This window comes from Proteiniphilum propionicum, assembly GCF_022267555.1.
Taxonomy (GTDB): domain Bacteria; phylum Bacteroidota; class Bacteroidia; order Bacteroidales; family Dysgonomonadaceae; genus Proteiniphilum; species Proteiniphilum propionicum.
Genome location: NZ_CP073586.1, coordinates 3,665,041 through 3,687,843 on the forward strand (window position 1 = coordinate 3,665,041; position 22,803 = coordinate 3,687,843).

Annotated in this window: 21 protein-coding genes and 1 pseudogene; 11 read left to right on the forward strand and 11 right to left on the reverse strand. The window is 40.6% G+C overall.

Translation table 11 applies throughout. The features are described 5' to 3' along the window. Positions 1 to 2: 2 nt before the first annotated feature. Genes KDN43_RS15245 through KDN43_RS15260 form a run of 4 tightly spaced genes read left to right on the forward strand, consistent with a single transcriptional unit; the run spans position 3 to position 4,811 of the window. Positions 3 to 1,424, forward strand: coding sequence for a GspE/PulE family protein (locus tag KDN43_RS15245; RefSeq protein WP_238867455.1), 1,422 nt, complete (start codon positions 3 to 5; stop codon positions 1,422 to 1,424). Between the two features lie 45 nt (positions 1,425 to 1,469). Beyond that, positions 1,470 to 3,335 (forward strand): type II secretion system protein GspD, encoded by a 1,866-nt coding sequence (locus KDN43_RS15250; RefSeq protein ID WP_238867456.1) that lies wholly within the window; start codon positions 1,470 to 1,472, stop codon positions 3,333 to 3,335. A 1-nt stretch (position 3,336) separates the two neighbouring features. Beyond that, positions 3,337 to 4,329, forward strand: coding sequence for a hypothetical protein (locus KDN43_RS15255; RefSeq protein WP_238867457.1), 993 nt, complete (start codon positions 3,337 to 3,339; stop codon positions 4,327 to 4,329). Continuing rightward, positions 4,326 to 4,811, forward strand: coding sequence for a hypothetical protein (locus KDN43_RS15260; RefSeq protein ID WP_238867458.1), 486 nt, complete (start codon positions 4,326 to 4,328; stop codon positions 4,809 to 4,811). Before KDN43_RS15255 ends, KDN43_RS15260 begins: the two co-directional genes overlap by 4 nt. A gap of 255 nt (positions 4,812 to 5,066) precedes the next feature. Here the strand turns inward: KDN43_RS15260 and KDN43_RS15265 are convergent, their stop codons facing one another. From KDN43_RS15265 to KDN43_RS15315, 11 genes and pseudogenes are all read right to left on the reverse strand, one after another. Continuing rightward, positions 5,067 to 6,401 (reverse strand): IS5 family transposase, encoded by a 1,335-nt coding sequence (locus KDN43_RS15265; protein ID WP_238867459.1) that lies wholly within the window; start codon positions 6,399 to 6,401, stop codon positions 5,067 to 5,069. Next, complete coding sequence (ltrA, locus tag KDN43_RS15270) at positions 6,392 to 7,651, reverse strand: group II intron reverse transcriptase/maturase (protein ID WP_238867460.1); 1,260 nt, start codon at positions 7,649 to 7,651, stop codon at positions 6,392 to 6,394. Before ltrA ends, KDN43_RS15265 begins: the two co-directional genes overlap by 10 nt. 521 nt (positions 7,652 to 8,172) lie before the next feature. Then, positions 8,173 to 8,481: a hypothetical protein gene (locus KDN43_RS15275; RefSeq protein WP_238867461.1), complete on the reverse strand. Its 309-nt coding sequence runs from the start codon at positions 8,479 to 8,481 to the stop codon at positions 8,173 to 8,175. Positions 8,482 to 8,575: 94 nt separating this feature from the next. Next, positions 8,576 to 9,058 (reverse strand): hypothetical protein, encoded by a 483-nt coding sequence (locus tag KDN43_RS15280; protein ID WP_238867462.1) that lies wholly within the window; start codon positions 9,056 to 9,058, stop codon positions 8,576 to 8,578. A gap of 271 nt (positions 9,059 to 9,329) precedes the next feature. Continuing rightward, a complete protein-coding gene (locus KDN43_RS15285) occupies positions 9,330 to 9,527 on the reverse strand; it encodes a hypothetical protein (protein WP_238867463.1) in 198 nt (65 codons plus the stop codon). Between the two features lie 198 nt (positions 9,528 to 9,725). Further along, positions 9,726 to 10,415: a phage integrase SAM-like domain-containing protein gene (locus tag KDN43_RS15290; protein ID WP_238867464.1), complete on the reverse strand. Its 690-nt coding sequence runs from the start codon at positions 10,413 to 10,415 to the stop codon at positions 9,726 to 9,728. A 453-nt stretch (positions 10,416 to 10,868) separates the two neighbouring features. Further along, positions 10,869 to 11,399: a hypothetical protein gene (locus tag KDN43_RS15295; protein ID WP_238867465.1), complete on the reverse strand. Its 531-nt coding sequence runs from the start codon at positions 11,397 to 11,399 to the stop codon at positions 10,869 to 10,871. A gap of 29 nt (positions 11,400 to 11,428) precedes the next feature. Next, positions 11,429 to 11,848: a hypothetical protein gene (locus tag KDN43_RS15300; RefSeq protein ID WP_238867466.1), complete on the reverse strand. Its 420-nt coding sequence runs from the start codon at positions 11,846 to 11,848 to the stop codon at positions 11,429 to 11,431. Positions 11,849 to 11,855: 7 nt separating this feature from the next. Then, a complete protein-coding gene (locus KDN43_RS15305) occupies positions 11,856 to 12,368 on the reverse strand; it encodes an ORF6N domain-containing protein (protein WP_238867467.1) in 513 nt (170 codons plus the stop codon). Positions 12,369 to 12,637: 269 nt separating this feature from the next. Beyond that, positions 12,638 to 13,828 (reverse strand): annotated as a pseudogene (locus tag KDN43_RS15310) (site-specific integrase); the annotation flags it as partial. 121 nt (positions 13,829 to 13,949) lie between these two features. Beyond that, a complete protein-coding gene (locus tag KDN43_RS15315; RefSeq protein WP_238867469.1) occupies positions 13,950 to 14,150 on the reverse strand; it encodes a hypothetical protein in 201 nt (66 codons plus the stop codon). Between the two features lie 410 nt (positions 14,151 to 14,560). Between KDN43_RS15315 and KDN43_RS15320 the strand changes: the two genes are divergently transcribed. The 7 genes from KDN43_RS15320 to KDN43_RS15350 all read left to right on the forward strand — a co-directional run bounded on the left by KDN43_RS15320 (position 14,561) and on the right by KDN43_RS15350 (position 22,780). Continuing rightward, complete coding sequence (locus tag KDN43_RS15320; RefSeq protein WP_238867470.1) at positions 14,561 to 14,887, forward strand: helix-turn-helix domain-containing protein; 327 nt, start codon at positions 14,561 to 14,563, stop codon at positions 14,885 to 14,887. Between the two features lie 5 nt (positions 14,888 to 14,892). Next, positions 14,893 to 15,279: a helix-turn-helix domain-containing protein gene (locus KDN43_RS15325; RefSeq protein ID WP_238867471.1), complete on the forward strand. Its 387-nt coding sequence runs from the start codon at positions 14,893 to 14,895 to the stop codon at positions 15,277 to 15,279. Next, on the forward strand, positions 15,276 to 17,357 hold the full coding sequence (locus tag KDN43_RS15330) for a bifunctional DNA primase/helicase (protein WP_238867472.1): 2,082 nt from the start codon (positions 15,276 to 15,278) through the stop codon (positions 17,355 to 17,357). The genes KDN43_RS15325 and KDN43_RS15330 overlap by 4 nt, the downstream gene beginning before the upstream one ends. Positions 17,358 to 17,407: 50 nt before the next feature. Then, a complete protein-coding gene (locus KDN43_RS15335) occupies positions 17,408 to 17,713 on the forward strand; it encodes a helix-turn-helix domain-containing protein (RefSeq protein WP_327065278.1) in 306 nt (101 codons plus the stop codon). Positions 17,714 to 17,757: 44 nt separating this feature from the next. Beyond that, positions 17,758 to 19,335 carry a DUF3945 domain-containing protein gene (locus KDN43_RS15340; protein WP_238867474.1) on the forward strand — a complete coding sequence of 526 codons (1,578 nt, stop codon included), beginning with the start codon at positions 17,758 to 17,760 and terminating at the stop codon, positions 19,333 to 19,335. Positions 19,336 to 19,414: 79 nt separating this feature from the next. Next, complete coding sequence (topB, locus tag KDN43_RS15345) at positions 19,415 to 21,520, forward strand: type IA DNA topoisomerase (RefSeq protein WP_238867475.1); 2,106 nt, start codon at positions 19,415 to 19,417, stop codon at positions 21,518 to 21,520. 219 nt (positions 21,521 to 21,739) lie between these two features. Next, positions 21,740 to 22,780: a Fic family protein gene (locus KDN43_RS15350; protein WP_238867476.1), complete on the forward strand. Its 1,041-nt coding sequence runs from the start codon at positions 21,740 to 21,742 to the stop codon at positions 22,778 to 22,780. Positions 22,781 to 22,803: the final 23 nt, after the last annotated feature.

Here is a 22,803-nt window from a genome sequence, read left to right on the forward strand (position 1 = left end):
TTATGATAAACTCCCATATTCCCACCGAACTGATCCAGTTATTCTCCAGCAAGGAGGCAACGAATTACCGGATTATCCCTTTTGAAATGAAGGAGGATAACATATTGAAATGCTATGGGGAAGAGAATATGGATTATGAAAAGATCATACAGGAAATTGCCATCATCTATGATTTGAATATTGCAATCGTCCCGGTTGACGTGCAGGACCTGGAAAAAGCACTGAACTCTTATTACCGCCAGGACCGTACCTTCTCATCCAATGCCCAATCGCTGAACATAGGCAATTCGGACTTCGTGGGAAAGCTGATAGAGGAAGCCGATACATTAAAGTCGAGCGATATCCATTTTGAACCGTACGAGAAAAAATGCCGTGTCCGTTTCAGGATAGACGGGAAACTGATCGAACGGTATATCATCAACAAGACAGATTATCCGGCACTGGTAAACCGGATCAAGATACTGGCCAATCTGGATATATCAGAAAAAAGGTTACCACAGGACGGAAGGATATTGTTTGAAAGGAACAACCTCAAGTTCGATGTGCGTGTTTCGGTGATGCCCACCATTTACGGCGAAAAGATCGTACTCAGGTTGCTATCGAAAGACCAGGGCCTGCTTTCGTTGACCCGTTTGGGATTCAGTGATAAACAATATTCAGACTATTATAAGGCGATCATGCAACCTAACGGGCTTATTCTGATAAGCGGACCTACCGGATCGGGAAAAAGTACCACATTATATGCCACCTTGGGTATATTGAACCGGCAGGATAACAATATCCTCACCATTGAAGACCCCGTGGAGTACACACTGCCGGGGATAAACCAGATGCAATTGAAAGAGGAGATAGGCTTGACTTTTGGAAGCGCCCTACGTACGTTTCTCCGCCAGGATCCCGATATCATTATGCTGGGAGAGATCCGTGACCAGGATACGGCGCAAATGGCAATCCGCAGCTCCTTAACAGGGCATCTATTATTATCCACTATCCACACCAATAGCGCATGGGGAAGCATAACCCGATTGATAGATATGGGAGTACATCCCTACCTGATCTCCGAAACACTGATTGCATGCGTGGCTCAAAGGTTGATACGCCTGTTATGCCCCCACTGTAAAAAAACGTTCCATCCCGACGCATCTTTTACCGCCGGGTATAAGCTGGATTCCAACAACATCTATTATGAAAAAACGGGATGCGGGAAATGTTATTACACGGGCTATTTGGGGAGGAAGGCAATTTATGAAGTTATCCTGATCGACAAGCATCTGTCACAATTGATAAGAAAAAGTGAAACTGATATTGACGAATATTTGCAGCGGCATGATATCAAAACACTGAAGGATTCAGCCCTGGAACTATTCGGCAATGGTGAAACCTCACTGGAAGAAATTTTACCTGTCATCAGTGAAGCGGTATAAACAGACAAGCATAGATACACAATTTGAAACGAACAACATAAGGGTATGAAGAGATATATTACATTTTTCATTCTACTGATAGGTTTTTCGGTAAACCTGCCGGCCCAGTCCCCGGAAGACTCCCGGCTGGTACAACTTAGAAGTAAGTTGCAACGCTTGTCGTATGCCGATAGCCGATACGCTGAAAAGGTGGATGTCTCTGTTACAAATTTTCCGGTTTCGGAACTGATCAGGAGTTTGGCCAAAGCACAAAACCTGAATATCAATGTAGCTTTTGGACCGGACAAACTCATTAATTGTAATCTCCAACAGGTCCCGGTGACAGACATCCTCTTTTTCATCTGTAAGGAGAAAAGCCTGGATATAGAAGTCATGGATAACATACTCTCCGTAATCCCATATAACGAACCGGAAATAGATCCTCCTGTCCATCTCGCATATGATCCGTTAAGGGAACAGGCGACTTTTGACTTTTCCGACAGCAAATTGGAACAGGTTACCAAGAAGTTCATGGAAGCCACAGGAAGCAATATCATTATACCCCAGTCACTCTATGGACAACGTGTTTCGGCCTATGGCATGAACATGGGAATGGATGAAGCGGTCCGGACTATCGCGGCAGTGAATGGCTTGCAATATGCAAGACAATCGGACAGATCATGGTCAGTATACAAAATTGAAGGGGAAGGGGCAGAGCCGGCCGGTAATATCTTCAGTTTTGATGAAATTATGGTAGACAGTTTAGGGTTGATCACGGCAAAGATTACTGCCGGGAATGTACGTGATATTATCCCGAATGTTTTTCACCGGCTGGGTGTGAATTATTTCTTATCCAACCAGTTTGAACATGCCACCAATATCAATGTGGAAGAAGTAGACTTGCGTACCTTCCTGAACGTTCTCTTTACAGGTACAAACATCACATGGCGGATTGATAACGGTGTCTATATAATAGGAAGCCATACCGAAGGGGAACGCTTGTCAACCGTACAGGTTTTCCCGATGAAGTACCGTACAGTAGACAAGGTATCCGAATACATACCCGCGGAGCTGAAAACAAATGTGGAAATCATCACTTTCCCGGATTTGAACAGCCTGGTGATCAACGGCGACCAGCGGTCGGTGATCAGGATCATGAATTTCCTGAATGAAATAGACAGGAGCGTCCCACTGATAACCTTTGATGTCATTATCGTGGATGCCACCGACAAGACGTCACAATCCATCGGTCTGTCCATGGGAGTAGGAAATGAACCGTCGGTTGGAAGGGGAACGATAAGTCCGGGCGTCGACTTCTCGATGAGCGCGGCTTCCGTAAACAGGATCATTAACTCGTTCAACGGTTTTGGATCGATTAACCTGGGAAGGGTTACCCCTAACTTCTATGCCGATCTGAAATTCCTGGAAGATGCGGGAAAGATTATTTTGAGGTCAACTCCCCGGTTATCGACATTGAACGGGCATAAAGCCGTGTTGAAAAGCGGGGAGGTCAAATATTACAAGGAAAGCCAGGTCAATATCATAGGGACACAAAACCCGCTCCAGTCGGAGTCATATTTGTGGAAAAACGTGGAAGCCAATTTTGTGTTGGAGATTACGCCTTATGTCAGCCTTGACAGTGTAATCACCCTTGAAATCAATTTGGACCAGGCGGAATTTACCGTACGCGAGAGTAGTGATGAAGACGCTCCTCCCGGCATGACCAAGAGAGGTTTTAATTCCATTATTAAAGTAAAGGACCAGGAAATGGTATTGTTAGGGGGAATCGAAAAGAACCTGACCGACACCTCAACCCGGGGATTGCCTTTCCTTGCACGGGTCCCGGTTTTACGGCTGCTTTTTGGGAACACGACCAAGGTCAAGTCATCGGAGAAACTGAACGTTTTTATCAGACCCGTAATCATTCAATAGCATGAACCTACTTCCTCCCATATTGAGTGAAATTACAGTCTTTGAGGTTGATGCAAGCAATGGCGTTACTTCAATCGGGATAAGCACGGCCAGATATTCGTTGAAGAATTCCGGGATTGTTTTACAGGAAATTGGCAATGATAAAGAAGATTGGCCGAAGAAAAAGAGTGGGATTGCCGTATTGCTCATTACGGGAAGTGATGTAGGCTCAAAGGAATATGGCGCTTCCGGTAACGATGCCATCTCAAAGATAACTGAAAATGATAATCTCTTATGGACGATACATGAAGATAATGATAATGGAAGAATAGATTTCATACGTAAGACATCACTCGAAAATATATTTGCCGGGATAGAAGGGAAAAACCTTTATATTGCCGACATAACAGTTTCCGGGCAAAAGGATATCGATATTCATATTGCACTGCAGGAGTTCTATGAAAAGAAAGTAGATTTTGACCTTATAAGGAAATCCAAAGAATTCAGGGCGTTTCTCTTTGACAGCCTCTTCGATAAAATCAAACTGCCGGTATTGCTCTTTTTCTTCGTGCTCCTTTTTGTCAATTATGTGGTCTTTTCCAATATGAAGGAAAAGTATGACATCAGTGAAACGGCTTACAATACCCGGCTTCAGAAAAATAAACAGGAAACGGAAAACAGTGAAAAAGCCAACCGGTTGTTTGGGGAGTATAATAAAATCCAGTCGTATCCATTGGCATTGTTTTCAGATCGGATTGCGTCCTATATGCCAAAGGATGTCCGTTTGTCGTCGATGGTATTTTTCCCTGAAAAAACACCTACTGCGAAAGGAAAGACCGGAAGTGACACCAACAATGTGATTATTATCAAGGGGAAATCGGAGATCGCCGGTACGGTTCTACTGTTTGCCCAGTATCTGCAGGAAGATAAATTGTTCAACAAGGTTGACATCATTACCATCAATAATTTGAAGGATGCCGGGTCGTATGATTTTGAAATACATATAATACTATGAAGTACTATATCGGAATAATCAAGGTAGCGGCATTGGTCATACTTATGCCCATCATACTTGGAAAAAGTACATTTTCCAAAACTATTCAATTGCATAAAGATTACAAACACATCCAGACTCTGGAAGAGCAACTGGAACACGCCGCGTCGGGCAAACCGATGTCAACACCGTCGCCGTTACATAATGAAAACCTTATCAGCAATGGCCGGTTAGTTGAAATTATCAATCAAGTATGCAAGGAAAACAATGTCTCGATAAAACAGTATGAACCCCAATTGCTGGATAGTGAAGGTGAACACAAGTTGTATAACGCAAACTTGATATTATCGGGTAGTTATGTGGACTTGGTGAAAACCTTGAAATACTGTGAAGATAATGTACAGACAATAAAATTATCAAACCTAAAATTTGAATATGATGAAAAGAAAATGAAAGACAGAAAAATAGAAATGATATTGGTTTTTCGGCAAATTGAAGATTAATATAAATATGATTATAAATTTATTCAACAAATAGATTCCAATAAAACAAGGAAATTCTATCCATGTGAATAATTATAAGCTTACATAACCTTTTAATTTGTTGCCGTTAAACATTAATATGCTATCATAAATCAATAAGGGTAAAATCCTTTGATAGTAGTCAATGCACAGTGATCTTTGAAGTCTGGAGAGATTGAAGGAGCGGAAAGTGCTTCGGAATCTTCTATTAATTAGGGTCTGCTTACTAATTCCCAATCAGGCACACAATTTCATTTGTGGCTTGACTGGATAAATGTTTATATTTCTCACTTTCATCAGTTTCGATAGAAACGAGACAAAATAAGGAAGGGGAATATCCCTCATGTACCTGATCAGGTTCATCACAAAAATGATAGCCCCTATCCAACTGTTTGATGTCGTGGCCAATCTGGCGCGGATATCATTTAAACCATATCCACGTTTCCCCTGACCAAACTTTCCTTCAACCTGATTGCGTTCCGCCGCCTCTCGTCGCTCTTTACGTTTTTGGTATCTGCTCTTGATCTCTTTTACCGGTTTTCGTCCCAGTGGTTCCCCGGTGTAGCGGATTCTTTTCTCTTTCAAAAACCGCCTGTTCTCCCGGGTGAGATAAATCTTATCCACCTGAACCAGCTCCGGGTATTTCCCTGTCAGTTCCCTAAAGCGTTCGACCTGTGCCTGAAGATCCTGCCCCTCGTTAAAGGCATCCCAGTGGAAATGATCCACCCTGGCATATCCATCCAGCAGGCTGATGTTGATCTTGGCGCCAAACTCCGTCTTGGCCTTGGCCTTGCCACGCACGATGGGACGTACATGCGGCTGATGAATGCTCACGATGCGATCTTCTACTTGATGGCTCTTCTTCTTGTACATTGTCTCCTGTTGTTCCAGCAGATGCTGGATAACAAAAAAATATTTCAGTTGCCGCCTGTCAAAAGGAACCGGTTCATCCTTTATGGTGTCCAGCATCTCATTGATAGTCCGTACATCCCGCTTCAGGTAGTTGATTTGCTTGCGTATCGCTTGTCTTAAAACGTTGGCAGGTTTTCTCTTCATTTTCGACACATTCAAAAAATCCTTGCGTGCAACCCTCCTGTAGGTGCGGGGTTTATCCTGAACTCCCAGCTTCAAACACAGTTCATCAATCAGTTCCTCTGCTTTTTGACGACTCTCGTTCAGCAGATCCAGATCGGTGGGATACTTGATATCCGCATCACAGACCGTTGCATCCAATTGAAGCTTCCCCTTGTTCCCGGGATGTGGATCAGGGTCGTCATCATTATCCTCTTCTTCATCCTTCGTAACCGTGTCAGCCTTTTCTTGTTTTGTCCCGGCTTTCAGCTTCAACCCTTTTCTTATTAAATCGTCTGTCAATGATTCAAAGACATCCAGATCAATGCGTTTCCTGATGGAAACCAGCAGCGAGGGCGTCATTACCTGTTCATAAGTGAAAGCTTCGAGTCCAAGAAAATACTGTCGAGTAGGCCGGAGGAATTGCACATCCAGCCTCTCACGGAACCGTGCTTGACAGTCTCCCATCACACGGCTCTTCGTATTCAAAACTATTGACATGATCTTTGATACGGTATAAATCCTTGTTTCCAATGATAGAAGAGGGTTCTGTTTTTCTGAGCCACATCAGCAAGCCAGTAAATTGACCTACCTTTGCCAACTTTTAGTCCTTTGAACTTTTTCTTCGCCCAACGGGCAATTGTCTTGTTAAGATAGTTCATGACCTTCAGAAACTCAGTCCTTCCAAACTTTCCATAATAGTTTACCCAGCCAGCAATGATAGGATTTTTCATCTTAGCAATAACAGGCAATTTAAATTGTTGAAAACGATATAAATCCCATGCTTTGATTTTATCTCTCACTTCCTGAGCTGACTTCTTACTGATAGCTGGAAGAAAGCTTGTAAAAGACTCTCCATGCCTCTTGTCAATGGCCCGTCGAGGTCTAAAGGTAAAACCCAAAAAGTCAAACATAACATTTGGATAGTTTATTTTCCTCCTACTGGTTTTGCAGTAGACTATTTTTGTTTTCTCTTCATTGAGTTCCAGCTTACATTCTCTCAATCTGGCTCTGACGGATTCCAGGAGTTTCCTAGCTTCTTCTTCTGTTCTACAATGGCAAATGGTATCATCAGCATAACGCTCAAACAGTATTGACGGGTGTTTGATAGTCATCCATTTGTCAAAACCGTAATGTAGAAAAAGGTTTGCCAAAACTGGGCCTATAACCGATCCTTGTGGCACACCTTGGTTCCGAACAGTGCGTTCTCCATCCACTTTCTCATAAGAAACCTTTATCCAGCGTTCAATGTATAGTAGTATCCACTTTTCGTTGATATGCTTACCTACCGCTTTCATAAGCAACCTATGGTCGATTGTGTCGAAGAACTTGCTGATGTCCATATCAAGTACCCACGCATACTTCCAACAACGCTCCTGAGCCTTGGCTATGGCATCATGGGCAGAACGATTGGGTCTGTATCCGTAGGAATCATCATGAAAGTGAGGTTCAATTTTCGGCAGCATCAGAAGTACAGCTGTCATTTGAGCTACCCTGTCTTCAATCGTTGGGATGCCTAATGGCCTTTTCCCCCCATTTGTTTTGGGAATCTCCACAAGCTTTACCGGCTTGGGGAAATAGCTGCCTGAGCTCATTCGGTTCCAGAGCTTGTAAAGATTGGATTTAAGGTTTCCCTCATACTTCTCAATCGATACCCCGTCTATGCCCGCACCGCCACCGTTGGACTTCACCTTCATGAATGCATTATACACGACCTTTTTGTCTATGTCATAAGGTTTTGCTCCTTGCATCGATTCCTCCTTAGTTTTAAGTTGTTCAATCCAATTTGCTTAAATACGTCATCCCCTTCACTCCAGTCCCATTACAGAACCTTCTTCATTACTACGGGATGATCCGCCCCAGGTTACAACATCGATACTTTCAGCCTTACGTTATTCGCTTATGGCTTTTTCTCTTATCATTTGCAACCTGGTTCTCACGTTCCGCCAAAGAGCCTGCATATAATTCCTGTCATCTATACACCGCATACCAAATGGGCGGTAAACAGGTTTCCCCCATTCTTGTCCCAGCAGTACATAACAGCCACTGGTTTTGATATGACTTTATTAACCCTAACGATGCTTCTTCGATGATTCATTCTCATTCAGCTCTTATATACTCATCTTCCAGCTTGTGCTGATTTTTCCGAATCGCTCACCACCCCTGTCTTGCCTCAGAAGCGGCATTCGGCGATTTGCAACCTACACCTGTATGCCGGTTGCGGGAGGCCTACTCCCATCTCTTTGACAGTTACGAACACAGCTTTCATATTTTAGCCACTCAATATGTAGCTGCATCCTCGTGACGCACGCATGTAGGGATTCTCCTGGATCATCTCTATCACACCGCGATCGTCCGTCTTCATGATGTGCTTGATGATGATCACTCCCAGCACAAGCCTGGCATCCTTGGTGGGGGCACCACGGTTGCTCTTGAAGTTCTTGTAGTAAAGCCGGGCGAACTCTTCCCAGGGAACTATTTTTGAAAGAACAACCCACCGATTATTCTCATCCAGTTTTGCCTCAAAAGGCATCTTGAACTCGGATATTGAAAGCTGTCTGGAGCTCTTGTATCGTATCATAAAATGCAAGGTTTATGAAGTAAAAATACTCAATTTCTTGCAGTTATGCAAATTTTATATCGTTTAATTTGCTGATTTTCAGAATAAATATCTATTATTCAGCAGACCCGAAGTAGAGATCACCTATGTTATAAAGCACGAATGCCTGTTGTGCTTCATCGTTGTGCTGTTGTGCTACAGCCAAAGCCTGTTTATATTCATTGAGCGCAAGATCATATTGTTGATTTTCACGATAGACACAACCGCAGTAAAAATAACTCAGAAAGCTAAGCTCCCAATTATTCCCTGCTTTTTGGATGAAATAATCACGGGCTTTAAATATTGCTGTGTCCCCGGAAATGGGAATGAAGTTCTTATAGCGTGCCTGCACTATTCTTAACCGGTATTCCATATGATCTGCTTCAGACAACTCTCCGGGATCAGCAATTGCATCAAGAAGCAACAACGCACTATCGGGATTGATTTCAATTATACGCCCAGCTTCCCGAAGTAACGAAAGGGACTCGGAGTGTGAGTTACACGCACTCAACAACAGTGAGGCAAAAATCAGTAATATACCGCAAAAAGGCACTCGCATCTTTTCTTATCATTGTGCTAACGAGTACAAAGATATAGCAATATTGGATATAAGACAAGATTATATAAGATGCAATAGATGTCATTTATGTCTTATGTTCTATTTTTCATAAATCCGACTAATTCTCAGTCCTCTCAGGCATATTTTCAACTGTAGTTCGTTTTATTTCATAACAGATATTTCGTGCTCCTTCTTCGGATAAGGAATTATCCCGTTGGTATGTAAAGATAGGAGCAAAAAAAATGCCTCGCTAAGGAGGCATTTCTTTTTCTTACGCTGGTTTTAACTGGTTCATCTTTCTCATTATCCCTTCATTATCAGTTTGTTCCCAATAGTACTTGTAGATCGTTTTTGGACTGTTACCGGCAATTTTTGCTACAGCAATAGGATGAACATAATCATCAATCATTTTAGTTATAAATGTACCTCGGGCTGCATACCAGGTGAATTCCTTTTCACAATCAATCAATTTTCCAACCTTTTTCAAGGTCTTGTTTACTTTCTCCCGAAAACGCTTAGCACGTCCTCTTTCCTGATCTTCGGTTTTTTGTTTATGGTTAAAAATTGGCAGGACATAATTTCCATAACATTGATCTCTATATTTTTCAATTATCTCCCTTGCTGCTGTGTTGAGAGGAACCAGACCTTTCTTAGGGAATTTAATCCTTTAATAGTTGATCTTGTCGTCTATAATACAATCCCAAGTCAAATAGGAAACATCGATACTGGCCATTCCACCAGCATAAAAACTGAAAAGAAAAGCATCAATATGGAATTGCTCTTTTTTCGTAAATTGGTTTTTGTCGAGTTTTTCTATTCTCTTTATGTATTCATAGGATATTGTCTGAGGTTTGGTGTCTTTCTTTTTCATATCAAGACTGACACATTCAAATAGTTTTTTATCTGCATTTGGCTGCCCCATTACTGAAGCATAATAGAAAACCCCATAAAATTTTCTTAGCCTTGTACTAACAGCTCCCTGATTACCCTTTTTCGCACCCCGTTCACGTAGATATAATACATAATCTTTTAAGAACTGCTCATTTATATCCTTAAAGTAGTACGTCGAAAAACTCCTGTTATAAACATCTTTTGTAAAATCTCTCAGGGTATATCTGAGATAGTGATAATGCATAGCGTTTACCTTACTGGTTACAACTCTTCCGTTTTTGAATCGTTTCCGTTTTTTCATCATTTCGATGATAGCATCCATACATTTATCTATTGTCTGAATTTTAACCTGTTTTTTTTCCTTCTCAATTTGCTCCACATCAAAATGATGAGCCCATTGAACGGGAAACCAGTTTTGACCTTCAGACTCCCAATCCTCAGCAACTTTAAGATATTTCGCTTTCAAGTCGATGAGTTTTTTGTTTTTTTCGACTGCTTCACTGGTTCGGATGAGAAACTTTGTGTTTCCTGATTCCAGTCTTTATACAAGCCCGTAATAGTTAATACTTTGGGTACCCTTGCGTAACCAGTCTTAAAGAAAATCATTTCGATTTTCACATAATTCTTGTCTTTTGAATCTTGCTTTCCTTTAAAATTAATACTATACATATTATTCTTAGTTGTTTAATTGCCCATTAATTAGTCTTAATTCGACCTACATGAACCCCTACATAATAATAGGATATTTCTTACCTATTGTTTATAATGGCCTAAATTGAACTAAATTCTATTTTATTTACGGAGCCATTAAATCAACCTAATAATCTTACAATATGACAGTTATATACATACATCTCTATGCATGTTTAAAAAGAGGCTACCTCACAACGAAATAGGCTTTCTGTTTTATATGGTTTTCTTAAATACCTTTCTTTCCGTAACATTTACTTCCATCAGGAGATAGGTAGAAATCGAAAGTTTCTTCTTTAGGAGTTCCCGATAGTTGAACGGAATACTTGCATCTGACAATAATCGCAAGCACATCATTCGCATTTCTGCTTTCGTATCCCCGCAGATTATCCGGCACAAGGTTTTTAAGCGAATCTATACGGGCGTTCATCACAGCAATATCAGCATTATACTTGTCAATATCGCTCTGCTTTTTGGTTTTTGCCAATAGTTCCTCACTCATTTTCTTGGCAAGTGAAACACGGTCAATGATAAGTTGCTTATCTTTCCTAAATTCATCAGTAAGATAAGTAATACTGTCGGCAACGGTAACATTACCCTGTTCGTTTAACTCAACAATTTTGAAGTTGAGATTTTCTTTTGTGTCACTACCTTTCAGTAAGTGGTCGGTAATGGTTTTTTCATAGTTGCTCTTTGACGAATTAGAACCACCGCAGGAAACCATTAAAACCGCAATTAATAAATAGATTACATTTTTCATGACTATATTTCTGTTTATAAGAGTTTGAATTAATTTAATGTTATTGCAGGGAGTTTTGATGATAGGTTGTACACAATCAAAACATCTGCTTCTTTTTTCGGTTTTGTCCGGGTGTATTCGGTTAATGCTTTCATAACCCATTCCCTGAACGCTTGCGCTTCAAAGGAAGCTACTCGATAACTGACAAAAATCAATGCTTCCAGATTGTATAAAGTCATTTCACATTGACGACCGTTATGCTCGTATTTGTGTATTCGGGTTACGTTTTCTTCCCGCAATAAGCCCGATTTGAATATAGACCGCAGATTATTACCAATCGAACTGACAAATACATTAAACAAACCAGCTATCTCGTGCTTTGTCATCCACAGGGTGCAATTTACGAGTTTTGCTTCAACAATTAGCTGATTTTCATCGTTTTCTTTAATTTTGATATATCCGTATTCCATAATTATTCTACTTTTCATCTTGTTGAACATTAAAACCGATACGTTTTCGGGGCTTATTTTCCTGCTCCCTTTGTGAAGCAAGTTCCGTAAGAGCCTGATAAATATCGCTGAACTGCATATTGGTTTCGATCATAAAATCCTCCAATTTACGATTTAATTCAGCGTAACCAAGTGCATATTGGCGTAAAGCAACGAAAGCCCTTATTATTGATATATTTACTTGAATCGCTAAAGGGCTGTTGAGTACACTCGAAAGTTGGGCAACCCCTTGTTCGGTGAATGCGAATGGGGGATATCGACTACCTCCCCAACTTGAGGTGCCAAAATTGCACCTCAAGTCTTCGTTCTCACTATCAGTTAGTTCAAACATAAAATCCTCCGGGAAGCGTTCTATATTACGCCTTACAGCACGTTTCAGATTTTTTGTTTCTACTTGATACATTTCTGCTAAATCAAAATCCAAAAGGACACGCATCCCTCTGATTTCATAAATCTTACTTTGTATGATTTGTAGTTCCATGATATTGTGATTTATTGATTTACAGCTATTTTTTGTACTTTCATCATCGGTTTGAATGAAAATGCTTCTTCTTTCTCAAATGTATTCGCCCAAAGAGAAGATTTTTCTTCCTCTGAAAGACTGTGCCACATCATAGATATGCGTTTCACTCTTTCAGGATCATTTGATAGAGTAATTGGAAGATTGAATAATGCCATTTTCTCACCCAAAGAAAGACACTCAAAATGTTTATCCAAGTTAGATTTAGATTTAATCTTTTTCTCTTCCAGTTTTTCAGCAAATGAAGCCATGTCATTGCTGACCTTGACATCTGTGATTCTTGCGTAAATTTGGGTAGTTTTGATATTGGTATGCCCTAACATCTTTGATACGCTTTCGATAGATACCCCTTTGGTCAAGGTAAGGGTTGCAAATGTATGTCTTGCAAGGTGATAGCTCAAATTTTTATCAATACCGCACACTGTTCCGATTTCCTTCAAGTATTCATTCATCTTTTGATTGCTCATAACCGGAAGAACTTTATCATCCGGTAACTTTCCAGAATACTTATCTATAATTTGCTTTGGAACATCAAGCAAAGGGACGTTGTAATTAACACCAGTTTTCTCCCGTTTACCCATAATCCATAATCCATCATCAAAAGAAGTTCGGATGTTAGAGTTGCGTAAGTTCTTTACATCTATGTAGGCAAGCCCCGTGAAGCAACTGAAAATAAATATATCCCGTACTCGTTCAAGGCGTTCGGAAGCAAATTTCTTTCGCATAATTATATCAATTTCTTGCTGTGTCAAGTAGCCACGATCTGTCTTCTTGAAGCGTATCTTAAAATTGGCAAACGGATCAATGTGTATCCAACCATTATTTTTTGCCATGATGATAATTGTACGGAAACGTTGCAGAAATTTTGCGGTAGTATTCTCTTTACAGTTACAGGAAGTCATCAGGTAAATTTCAAAGTTGTGCAGGAACATATGATTCACCTCTTTTAAAGAAATGTCTGATACATTATAATACTCCTTTATAAAGTCAGCCATTCGTTTATAGGCTACTACATATTTTTGGAGTGTTTCTTTGGATTTGCTTATACCAACTAATTTGGCAATATCATCATTATGGCGTTGAAAAAGTTCGAGTACAGTCTGATGTTTTACTTCAATGCCGAGAAAGAGATTCTTAACTCTTTCGGCATTTACATTGTTTTCCTTTGTCTGTAACTCATGATACACATTATGAATACTTGTTTTTATAGTATTCAATAAGGCATTGACTTCAACAGCTTCATTAGATTTGCCGATAGCGATACCGGCTTTTGCGTCCCAGATATTGGGATTGACATTTACTTTTGTGTTAAAACGGCTTGGTTCTCCGTCGATGGTAATACGGCACATGATAGGATAAGTGCCGTCTGCTCTTTTTTTGTCTTTCTTTACATAGAAAAGAATGCGAAATGTACTTTTCATAAACTCATTTTTTAATGTTACAAAATTACCGATAACTATCTAAAAATGAATTTTATGCACTATGCCAAATCAGGACAATACGCTGCCAATTTTGACCAAACTGTACCCCCTTCGCTTCGAATTACTGTACCCCCTTGCGTTTTTTCGGAAAGGGGGTACAGTTTAGGTTAGCTGCTTTGTCTTTTTTCGTCTTTTTCTTGGCTTTAGACCAAGACATGATAAACGAAAAAAGCCCCTCATATTCACTGAATATGAAGGGCTTGTCTTTCTTTTGGCGCCTCTTGTCGTAGGCTCTCTGCGGTATGGACGGATTGTGAACCATCTGTCCAAACTATATACTAATAAAAGATTTGCGCTATTTTAGATTATCAGTTGTAGCATTTTTGTAGCAATTCTTTGAATATCTTCTGAATACCACTTGACTACCTTAACATATCAATTCATGAGTACAAATATAGTATATTTTTGAACCCTCTCCAAATAAATTGATAACAAACTCAGTAAAAACATTTCTGCTACATCATAAGTGCAAGGTGCAAGTCTTTATATAAAAAGCTTGCACCTTGCACTTAGATTTGCCGTACTTAATTGTTATTTAGTTAGTTTTTATGCTTAATAAAAGATTTAACTAATTAAATAACAAAGACATTATGCGCTCAAATTTTCACTTTATGAAAATAGTTTTCATGAAGTTGCAGAATCATTCGCATAATGCAAACTAATTTTATGAGTATGAAAAAGATTGCAGAAAGACTTAGATTATTACGGCAGGAGAAAGGATATTCTCAGCAGTATATCGCTGATATCTTGAATGTTTCGATAGCAACCATTTCCAGATTGGAGAACAATCCCGAAGAGATAAAATTAAGGTATCTTTTATCTTTGGCTCAACTCTATAAAATGGATTTATGTAAATTATTTTCGGATGATGAAAGTGAGTTAAAAAATGAATTATCCAAATTAACCGTTCAAGTGACTATTCCGATTGACATTACTTCCACTCTGTTATTCCGAGTTGCAAAAAAACTGCAAGAGACAGAACAATTTAGGAAACAATAATCATTATGCAAGTAATTACCTTAGAAAGTGAAGCCTTTCAAGTTCTGATGAAAAAGATCACGGACATTGAACAATACGTCAGACGTACATCCGATTTGTTCAGCGAATTGGAAGAGACGCTTGAACTTACATCACGTGAAGTGATGGATACCTTGGGAGTTTCAAAATCTACGCTATATCGTTGGCGTGAAAGTCACACCATCCCCTTCCGTTATGATGAACGAGGTAATGCTCTCTATCCATATAAAGATTTGATTATTGCCATCAAAAACGGCAGCCTGACAATGCAAAACACCAACAAATCTCAAATTTTAGCCAAACTATCCGACTTTAAAGAAGAAATAATTACAAACAGCCTTTGGCACAATAGTTCCTGCAACAATACACTATGATTACCAAATCCGCCATTTTAGCAGCGACGCAAAACGGTTTAAACGTTTTCAAACACTATATTCCGTTTGATTTCAAGCTGGGAAAAAACTTCAAAAATCCCTTTTATGACGATAAAAACGCTTCCTGCAATGTTTATTACGACCGACATAATCTCTGCTTTAAAATAAAAGATTTCGGTAATCCCGATTATTCCGGCGACTGTTTTGCATTTGTCGCCCAAATCAAAGGATTGGATGTTCGCCGGGATTTTTTGCAAGTGGTACAAAGTATCAACCTTGATCTAAACCTCTGTTTAGATGAAAAACCGGACAACTTCATACCACAGACAAACTTTAAGAAAAAAAGTAAAACTCAATCTGTATCGACATCAAATTTTCAAAAAATTAAACCTGTATCCGATCATATCATAAAAACCATTGCCAAACCTTATGAGTTTACCGAAAAAGCCTTTTCACAAAGTGAACTTGCCTTTTGGAAAACCTTCTGCATCAGCGAGAAAACATTAAACTATTTTCGAGTAAGATCCCTTTCCGAATTTAAATCCGTAAATAAAGACAATGAAACTTACGAGCTTCAAGCAACTATCAACGAACCGATATTCGGTTACATCGGAGAAAGCTACGTAAAATTATATCGTCCCAAATCCAGACTTCGTTTTCTATACGGCGGACAAATACCCGCGAACTATTGTTTCGGACTGCGACAACTGCCCAATCGTGGAGATATTCTGTTCATAACAGGTGGCGAAAAAGACGTGATGAGCCTTTATGCCAAAGGATTTCATGCCGTCTGTTTCAACAGCGAAACATCGCACATTCCGCCCGACATCATCGAGATGCTTGCTCACCGTTTCAAACATATTATCCTATTATACGACAGCGATGAAACGGGACTTTCCGCATCGGAAAAACACCTTGCCGTCTTAGAAAAATACAACATACAACGTTTAGTGCTGCCTCTTGCAGGTAATAAAACGGAAAAAGACATATCCGACTATTTTGCCAAAGGAAACGGTAGAGACGATTTCCAACGACTTATCATCGATCTGCTCAACACAAAATACGCACAAACCATGACACTGATAAAATCCTGCGAAGTGGATTTTTATAATCCGCCCGAACTGACCGAAAACATCGTCAGCGTGAATGAGGTTCCGCTCGGCACGCAAGGCAACCTTTTCTGCATCACCGGTGGCGAAGGTACCGGAAAAAGCAATTACGCGTCGGCCATAGCAGCCGGAACTTTGGCGGAAGACGGTTTTGAAGTCGATTCATTAGGCTTGGATGTGCAAGCAAACAGGAACGGTAAAGCCGTGTTGCTCTACGATACCGAACAATCGGAAAATCAACTCTATAAAAACACAACTTTGCTGCTCAGAAGAGCCGGACGAAAAAGCAAACCCGAATGGCTGAAAGCCTATTACCTCACTGCAATGTCCCGCAGGGAGCGGCTGCAATCCATTCAAGACAGCATGGACTATTATCACCATTTTTTCGGCGGCATCCAATTGGTCATCATCGACGGCGTAGCCGATCTTGTCCGAAGCACCAACGATGAAACCGAAAGCATTGCCGTGGTGGAAGAACTGTATCGATTAGCCGGAATTTACCGTACCTGCATCATCTGTGTGCTGCATTTCGTTCCGAATAGTTTTAAACTTAGGGGACATCTCGGTTCCGAGTTACAACGCAAAGCGGCTGCCATTCTATCTATCGAAAAAGACACACAGAATCCTGAATTTTCAGTGGTAAAAACACTTAAAGTGCGGGAAGGAAGTCCTTTGGATGTGCCTTTGATGCAGTTCTCGTGGGATAAACACAAGGGAATGCACGTTTATCGTGGAGAAAAGCCACAAAAAGAAAAGGAGAAACGCAAGGAAGTGGAATTAACCGCTCTTGCCAAAGAGATTTTAGCAGACAAAAAACGATTTACCTATTCCGAGCTATTACAGGAAATAGAACTGCTGATGGACGTGAAAGAACGGACAGCCAAAAGCTACATCCGATTTATGTCGGAAAACGGAATAGTGGTAAAAGACAGTGCCAACACGGCTTATTACATATTAGGCAAACTTTAAAAAACTCATTTACGACTATGCTCATCGACAAACAAGAATTTCGTGCTTATATGGATCGACTAATCGACCGTTTCGACTTGATCGACGAGAAATTGGAACGGCTCATCAAGAAAAAAACGTGTCTCGACGGCGAAGATTTATTGGATAATCAGGATATGCTTCAAGTGCTTAAAATCAGTCATCGCACCTTGCAACGCTTTCGTTCGTCCGGCGAACTGCCTTTCTTTAAAATGAACGGTAAAATCTACTACAAACTATCCGATGTAAATCGATTCATTCGTGAAGTATTCGAAGGCAATTCGGGACGATGCGCCAAACAACGCCAAATAGAGCCACGAACGGACAAAAAACGGTAACAGAGTTAATCCCGATATAATTTTGCCGAAAAAAACATATAAATATGAATGTAAACGACTATCCCGAAACAGAACATCCTGCACTAGCAGATATCATCGGTGATGACTATTCAGAAAAAAACGGCATGAACGAACAAAATCCTGCAAGAAACATTGCACATTCAGACGAATTCTCGGAAACCCTTCTTGTTTTCGACCAAGAAAAACAGACGCTTCAAGCGGTTAAAGAGCTTGACAAAAACGGAAAACTCAAAACCGTAGATCCGACCCAAGAGAACAATCCCGACTTTATCCGATTGGATAAAAACGGCGACTTCTTATCCAATTTTTACAGCAATTTCGTAGCCCAACTCAAAGATCCGACACGTTTTAGGGTGTTTAAAATACCTATCCCTAAAATAAGTTTTTTAGCGGAAACCATCAAAAGTATCCTGAAAGACCCTACCCCCGCCGGCAATGCCATGTTGGAAAAATACGAAGTAAAAAACGAAAATTTAAAACAAAACATCAGTCCGGATAAAATTCAACAAAAAGGTCCGGAAAATACTACTCATTCACAAAATAAAGAGACAATGGACACAACAAGCAATGCTTCCGATTATCGCTACAAGGTAGAAGATATCGATTGGGGAACACTCGAAAAAATGGGTGTCAGCCAAGAAAAACTGCAAAAAATGAATGTAATGGATGACCTGTTGAGAGGTTTTAAGACCAATCAATTGATACCGATTTCTCTTAATCTGGGGACGGTCATTACCCGCAGTGAAGCCCGATTATCGTTACAACCCGATGAAGACGGCAACACCGTGGTTGCCATGCACGGCGTTCGCAAAGATGTCAATGTGCATCAACCCTTTTTCGGACACGAGTTTACGCCGGAAGACAAGGAGAATCTGCTTAAACACGGCAATATGGGACGTATCGTGATGTTGGAAAACAGAAAAACAGGCGAACAAATCCCTTCCGTTATCAGCGTGGACAGACTTACCAATGAACTTATCGCTTTGAGTGCTGACAAAATCAAAATTCCCGATGAAATTAAAGGAGTAAAACTTACCGATGAACAAAAACAGACCTTACAGGAGGGCAAACCGCTCTATTTGGAAGGAATGATTTCTCGAAAAGGAACGGAATTTAACGCTACCGTACAGTTCAATGCTGATAAGCGTTACGTGGAATTTATGTTTGATCGTGAACAATTCAAACAAAACCGTCAGGCACAGGAAAACGGCGAAGCGCCACGCTTTATTCGCGGAAAAGAACTGAGCGATGAGCAGTACGAAAAATTCAAGTCGGGACAGACCATTTATGTAGATGATTTGGTAGATAAAAAGGGAAAGACCTACAAAGGTTATCTAACCTTTAACGTTGAAAAAGGAAAAACGGAATTTTCATTCGGTAATCCCAATAAACAGAAAAAAGCCGCCAAACAATCCGCTCAACCCGACGAAGCTTCCAAAGTACAAAAAACAGTTAATTCAGACGGGAAAACCAATGAAGCGACAAAAAACATCAAGGAACCCTTAGAAAAAGGACAAACAAAACCGACGGAAAAGCAGGTTGAAAAACAAGAAAAGGAAGAAGAAAAACAGCAAAAAAAATCACGGGGAAGAAAAATGTAAAGCCCCTCCAACCTTCCGTCAGTTGACGGAGAGGCTTTGGAAGTGCAAAATATCAACACTATAAAATCAAAACATTAAAATGCTAAAAGTTATCATAGCAGAAAAACCGAGCGTGGCGAGAGCCATAGCCCACGTGTTGGGTATTTCCGGTCAGCAAGACGGGTACATCGGCGGAAGCACCGTCGATACCGTTGTAACGTGGGCAATCGGTCATTTGGTTACCTTGGCTATGCCCGAAGATTATGGTTTTTCGGGTTTCAAACGAGAAAACCTGCCCATTTTGCCAGAGCCGTTCCGACTTATTCCCCGCCAAACCAAAAAAGGTAAAGAAACCGATGCCGATGCGGGGGCTTTAAAACAACTGAACGTTATCAAAAAATTGTTTGACCAATGCAACGAAATCATCGTTGCCACCGATGCCGGACGAGAAGGCGAGTTGATATTTAGACTGATTTACAAGTACCTGAACTGCCAAAAGCCTTTTAAGCGTTTGTGGATAAGTTCGCTGACGGACAAAGCCATTAAAAACGGTTTCGAGAACCTGAAAAACGGCAGTGAGTTTGATTATCTCTATCAAGCCGCTCGTTCACGTTCGCAAGCCGATTGGCTGGTAGGCATCAATGCGTCGCAAGCATTGAGCATTACAGCCGGAAACGGAGTCTATTCACTCGGAAGGGTGCAGACTCCAACTTTGGCGATGATTTGTAAACGGTATTCGGAACACAAAAACTTTCAAACGCAAACCTATTTTCAAATACAGGTAGAAGCGGAAGTCGAACGCAAAACGCTCAAAATGCTTTCGGACGACAAGTTTGAAGAGAAGGCATCGGGACAGGAGACCGTCGAAATTGTCCGTCGTAATAAGTTGGAAATAACGGAAGTCGATACTCGGACAGTGCGGGAAGAACCACCTTTATTGTACGATTTAACCGGACTACAAAAAGATGCCAACAAAAGGCTCAATCTTTCGGCAGACGAGACACTTGCCATTGCACAGTCGCTTTACGAAAAGAAGTTTATCAGCTATCCGCGTACCGGAAGCCGTTATATCAGCGAAGATATTTGGGAAGAAATTCCTGCTTTGGTGGAAACGCTTTTGGTTTATACTCCGCTTAAAGAACAGGCTAAACGGCTTTTGAAAAATAGGCTAAACAAGCTGGGTGTAAACGATTTGAAAGTAACGGACCACCACGCCTTGCTCATAACGGATAATACCGTATCTGGACTTTCTACCAAAGAAGAAAGCATTTACAAGTTAATAGCAAGCCGGATACTCGAAACATTTTCCGCACCCTGCGTAAAAGAAGTAACCACGCTGAAAGCTCGTTCGAGAGAGTTTCAGTTCTCATCTCGCGGTGTGGATGTCATCGAAACAGGATGGCGGGGGGTAAACGGGATGTTCGACAATGAAAATTCGGAAGAACCGGAAATTTCCTTACCATACGTGGAAAAGGGAGAAAAACACGCGGTGCAATCCGCGCAGCTTTTGGAAAAACAGACTAAGCCGAAACCTTTGCATACCGAAGCGAGTCTGCTCTCCGCTATGGAACATGCGGGAAAAGAGCTTGAAAACGAAGACGAGCGCAAAGCCATTAGAGAGAGCGGTATCGGAACACCTGCCACCCGTGCGTCCATTATCGAAACGCTGTTTTCGAGAGATTACATCGAACGGCGGAAAAAATCGCTTGTTCCCACTGCCAAAGGGTTGAAAGTTTATGAAGCGGTAAAAGAGAAACGCATCGCGGATGTAGCGATGACGGGAATGTGGGAAAACACGCTTTTAAAGATAGAAAACGGCGAAATTCCTTTCGAGACATTCGATAAAAGTATTGCCATTTATTCCAAACAGATTACCGAAGAGTTGCTGGCAATGGATTTCCCGAAAGATGAAAAAGAACGGACAGTTTGCCCGAAATGCCAAAAAGCAGCTGTAAAACTGTTTGAAAAAGTTGCCAAATGTAGTGACGAAACTTGCGGTTGGCTCTTGTTCCGGAATATTTGCGGTAAAACGCTTTCGGAAAAAGATATAAAAGCTATTCTAACAAATAAAAAATCTTCTTTATTGAAAGGACTAAAAAGCAAGGCGGAAAAAACGTTTGACGCCTATATCGTGCTGAAAGATGACGGAAGCACGGAGTTCGAGTTTCCGACAAGACCGTCCCCCACCCCGCGTAAGAGAGGATAAGGAATGTCTAAAACGTAACCGCATTGTCATTTTCTAAAAAAATCCTTACCTTTGCCACAAGTTCATTGTCATAAACGTGGTTTATACATTGGATTTAGTGGTTGGCATCGGTGGGGACACCGATGCTTTTCGTGTTTTATGGGATTTTTTCCGGCTCATTATCGGATATTTTCGGCTCTTTTTGGCTCATATTTATTTAATTTGTTTTATCTTTGCGAAATGAAAAATCAAGTACATTCACTATTCGTTGAAATCAATTGGCAGTTAATCAGTCGAATAAGTCAAATTGATCGTTTTGATGCTCAATGGACAAACATTGAGAAACGAGAAGGACAAAGTCTAAAACAACTCAAATCTATTGCTACCGTGCGAAGTGTTGGGGCTTCTACTCGTATTGAAGGCGCTAAACTTTCAGATAAAGAGGTTGAAATATTATTGGAAAATATAGACATTACTAAATTAGAAGATCGAGATTCGCAGGAGGTGGTTGGTTATTTTAACGTGTTGGATTTAATATCAGATGCTTATTCGGATATTGAAATAACCGAAAATGGGCTGAAAAATCTACATAATTTGCTGATGAAACATAGTGAGAAAGACGCTTGGCACAAAGGCAATTATAAACAATTCAGCAACGCGGTTGAAGCAAGACTACCCGACGGAACAAGGCAGTTGATTTTTCAAACCACGCCCGAAGGCTTTCCGACACAGGAAGCTATGCGAAGTTTAGTCAATTGGTATAATTCGGATAACGAAACTCATCCGTTGGTAAAAAGCGCCTTGTTTGCTTATGAGTTTGTAAGTATACACCCATTTCAAGATGGTAACGGACGATTAAGCCGACTAATCTCAACGCTTTTATTGCTTAAAAACGGTTACAAATGGATACAATATGTTAGTCTTGAACACGAAATAGAAAGCCGGAAAACAGAATACTACAATGTTTTGAGAAGTTGTCAATCGCAACGCCCGAACGAAGATATATCCGAATGGATCAGTTTCTTTTTCAGTGCATTATTGAATATTCAACAGCAACTAATTAGAAAGTTAGACTATCAAGGACTGAAATCGGCATTATCTCCACGTGAAAATTCAATATTGATGTTTATTGAAAATAATCCCGGATGCAAAAGAAGTGAAATCGTTCAACGTTTGAATATTCCGGCGCCGACGGTAAAACGAATTTTGGCAGATTTCGTTCAGAAGAAATTAATTCATAAATACGGTCTTGGTGCAGGAACAAATTATGCACTAAAATAACCCAAACAACCACCACTAAATCC

Bases quoted from the DNA above. Each gene is read 5' to 3' on its own strand.
- KDN43_RS15245 (WP_238867455.1), top strand. From the start codon at position 3: ATGATAAACTCCCATATTCCCACCGAACTGATCCAGTTATTCTCCAGC.
- KDN43_RS15250 (WP_238867456.1), top strand. From the start codon at position 1,470: ATGAAGAGATATATTACATTTTTCATTCTACTGATAGGTTTTTCGGTA.
- KDN43_RS15255 (WP_238867457.1), top strand. From the start codon at position 3,337: ATGAACCTACTTCCTCCCATATTGAGTGAAATTACAGTCTTTGAGGTT.
- KDN43_RS15260 (WP_238867458.1), top strand. From the start codon at position 4,326: ATGAAGTACTATATCGGAATAATCAAGGTAGCGGCATTGGTCATACTT.
- KDN43_RS15265 (WP_238867459.1), bottom strand. From the start codon at position 6,401: ATGTCAATAGTTTTGAATACGAAGAGCCGTGTGATGGGAGACTGTCAA.
- ltrA (WP_238867460.1), bottom strand. From the start codon at position 7,651: ATGCAAGGAGCAAAACCTTATGACATAGACAAAAAGGTCGTGTATAAT.
- KDN43_RS15275 (WP_238867461.1), bottom strand. From the start codon at position 8,481: ATGATACGATACAAGAGCTCCAGACAGCTTTCAATATCCGAGTTCAAG.
- KDN43_RS15280 (WP_238867462.1), bottom strand. From the start codon at position 9,058: ATGCGAGTGCCTTTTTGCGGTATATTACTGATTTTTGCCTCACTGTTG.
- KDN43_RS15295 (WP_238867465.1), bottom strand. From the start codon at position 11,399: ATGAAAAATGTAATCTATTTATTAATTGCGGTTTTAATGGTTTCCTGC.
- KDN43_RS15300 (WP_238867466.1), bottom strand. From the start codon at position 11,848: ATGGAATACGGATATATCAAAATTAAAGAAAACGATGAAAATCAGCTA.
- KDN43_RS15305 (WP_238867467.1), bottom strand. From the start codon at position 12,368: ATGGAACTACAAATCATACAAAGTAAGATTTATGAAATCAGAGGGATG.
- KDN43_RS15315 (WP_238867469.1), bottom strand. From the start codon at position 14,150: ATGGTTCACAATCCGTCCATACCGCAGAGAGCCTACGACAAGAGGCGC.
- KDN43_RS15320 (WP_238867470.1), top strand. From the start codon at position 14,561: ATGAAAAAGATTGCAGAAAGACTTAGATTATTACGGCAGGAGAAAGGA.
- KDN43_RS15325 (WP_238867471.1), top strand. From the start codon at position 14,893: ATGCAAGTAATTACCTTAGAAAGTGAAGCCTTTCAAGTTCTGATGAAA.
- KDN43_RS15330 (WP_238867472.1), top strand. From the start codon at position 15,276: ATGATTACCAAATCCGCCATTTTAGCAGCGACGCAAAACGGTTTAAAC.
- KDN43_RS15335 (WP_327065278.1), top strand. From the start codon at position 17,408: ATGGATCGACTAATCGACCGTTTCGACTTGATCGACGAGAAATTGGAA.
- KDN43_RS15340 (WP_238867474.1), top strand. From the start codon at position 17,758: ATGAATGTAAACGACTATCCCGAAACAGAACATCCTGCACTAGCAGAT.
- topB (WP_238867475.1), top strand. From the start codon at position 19,415: ATGCTAAAAGTTATCATAGCAGAAAAACCGAGCGTGGCGAGAGCCATA.
- KDN43_RS15350 (WP_238867476.1), top strand. From the start codon at position 21,740: ATGAAAAATCAAGTACATTCACTATTCGTTGAAATCAATTGGCAGTTA.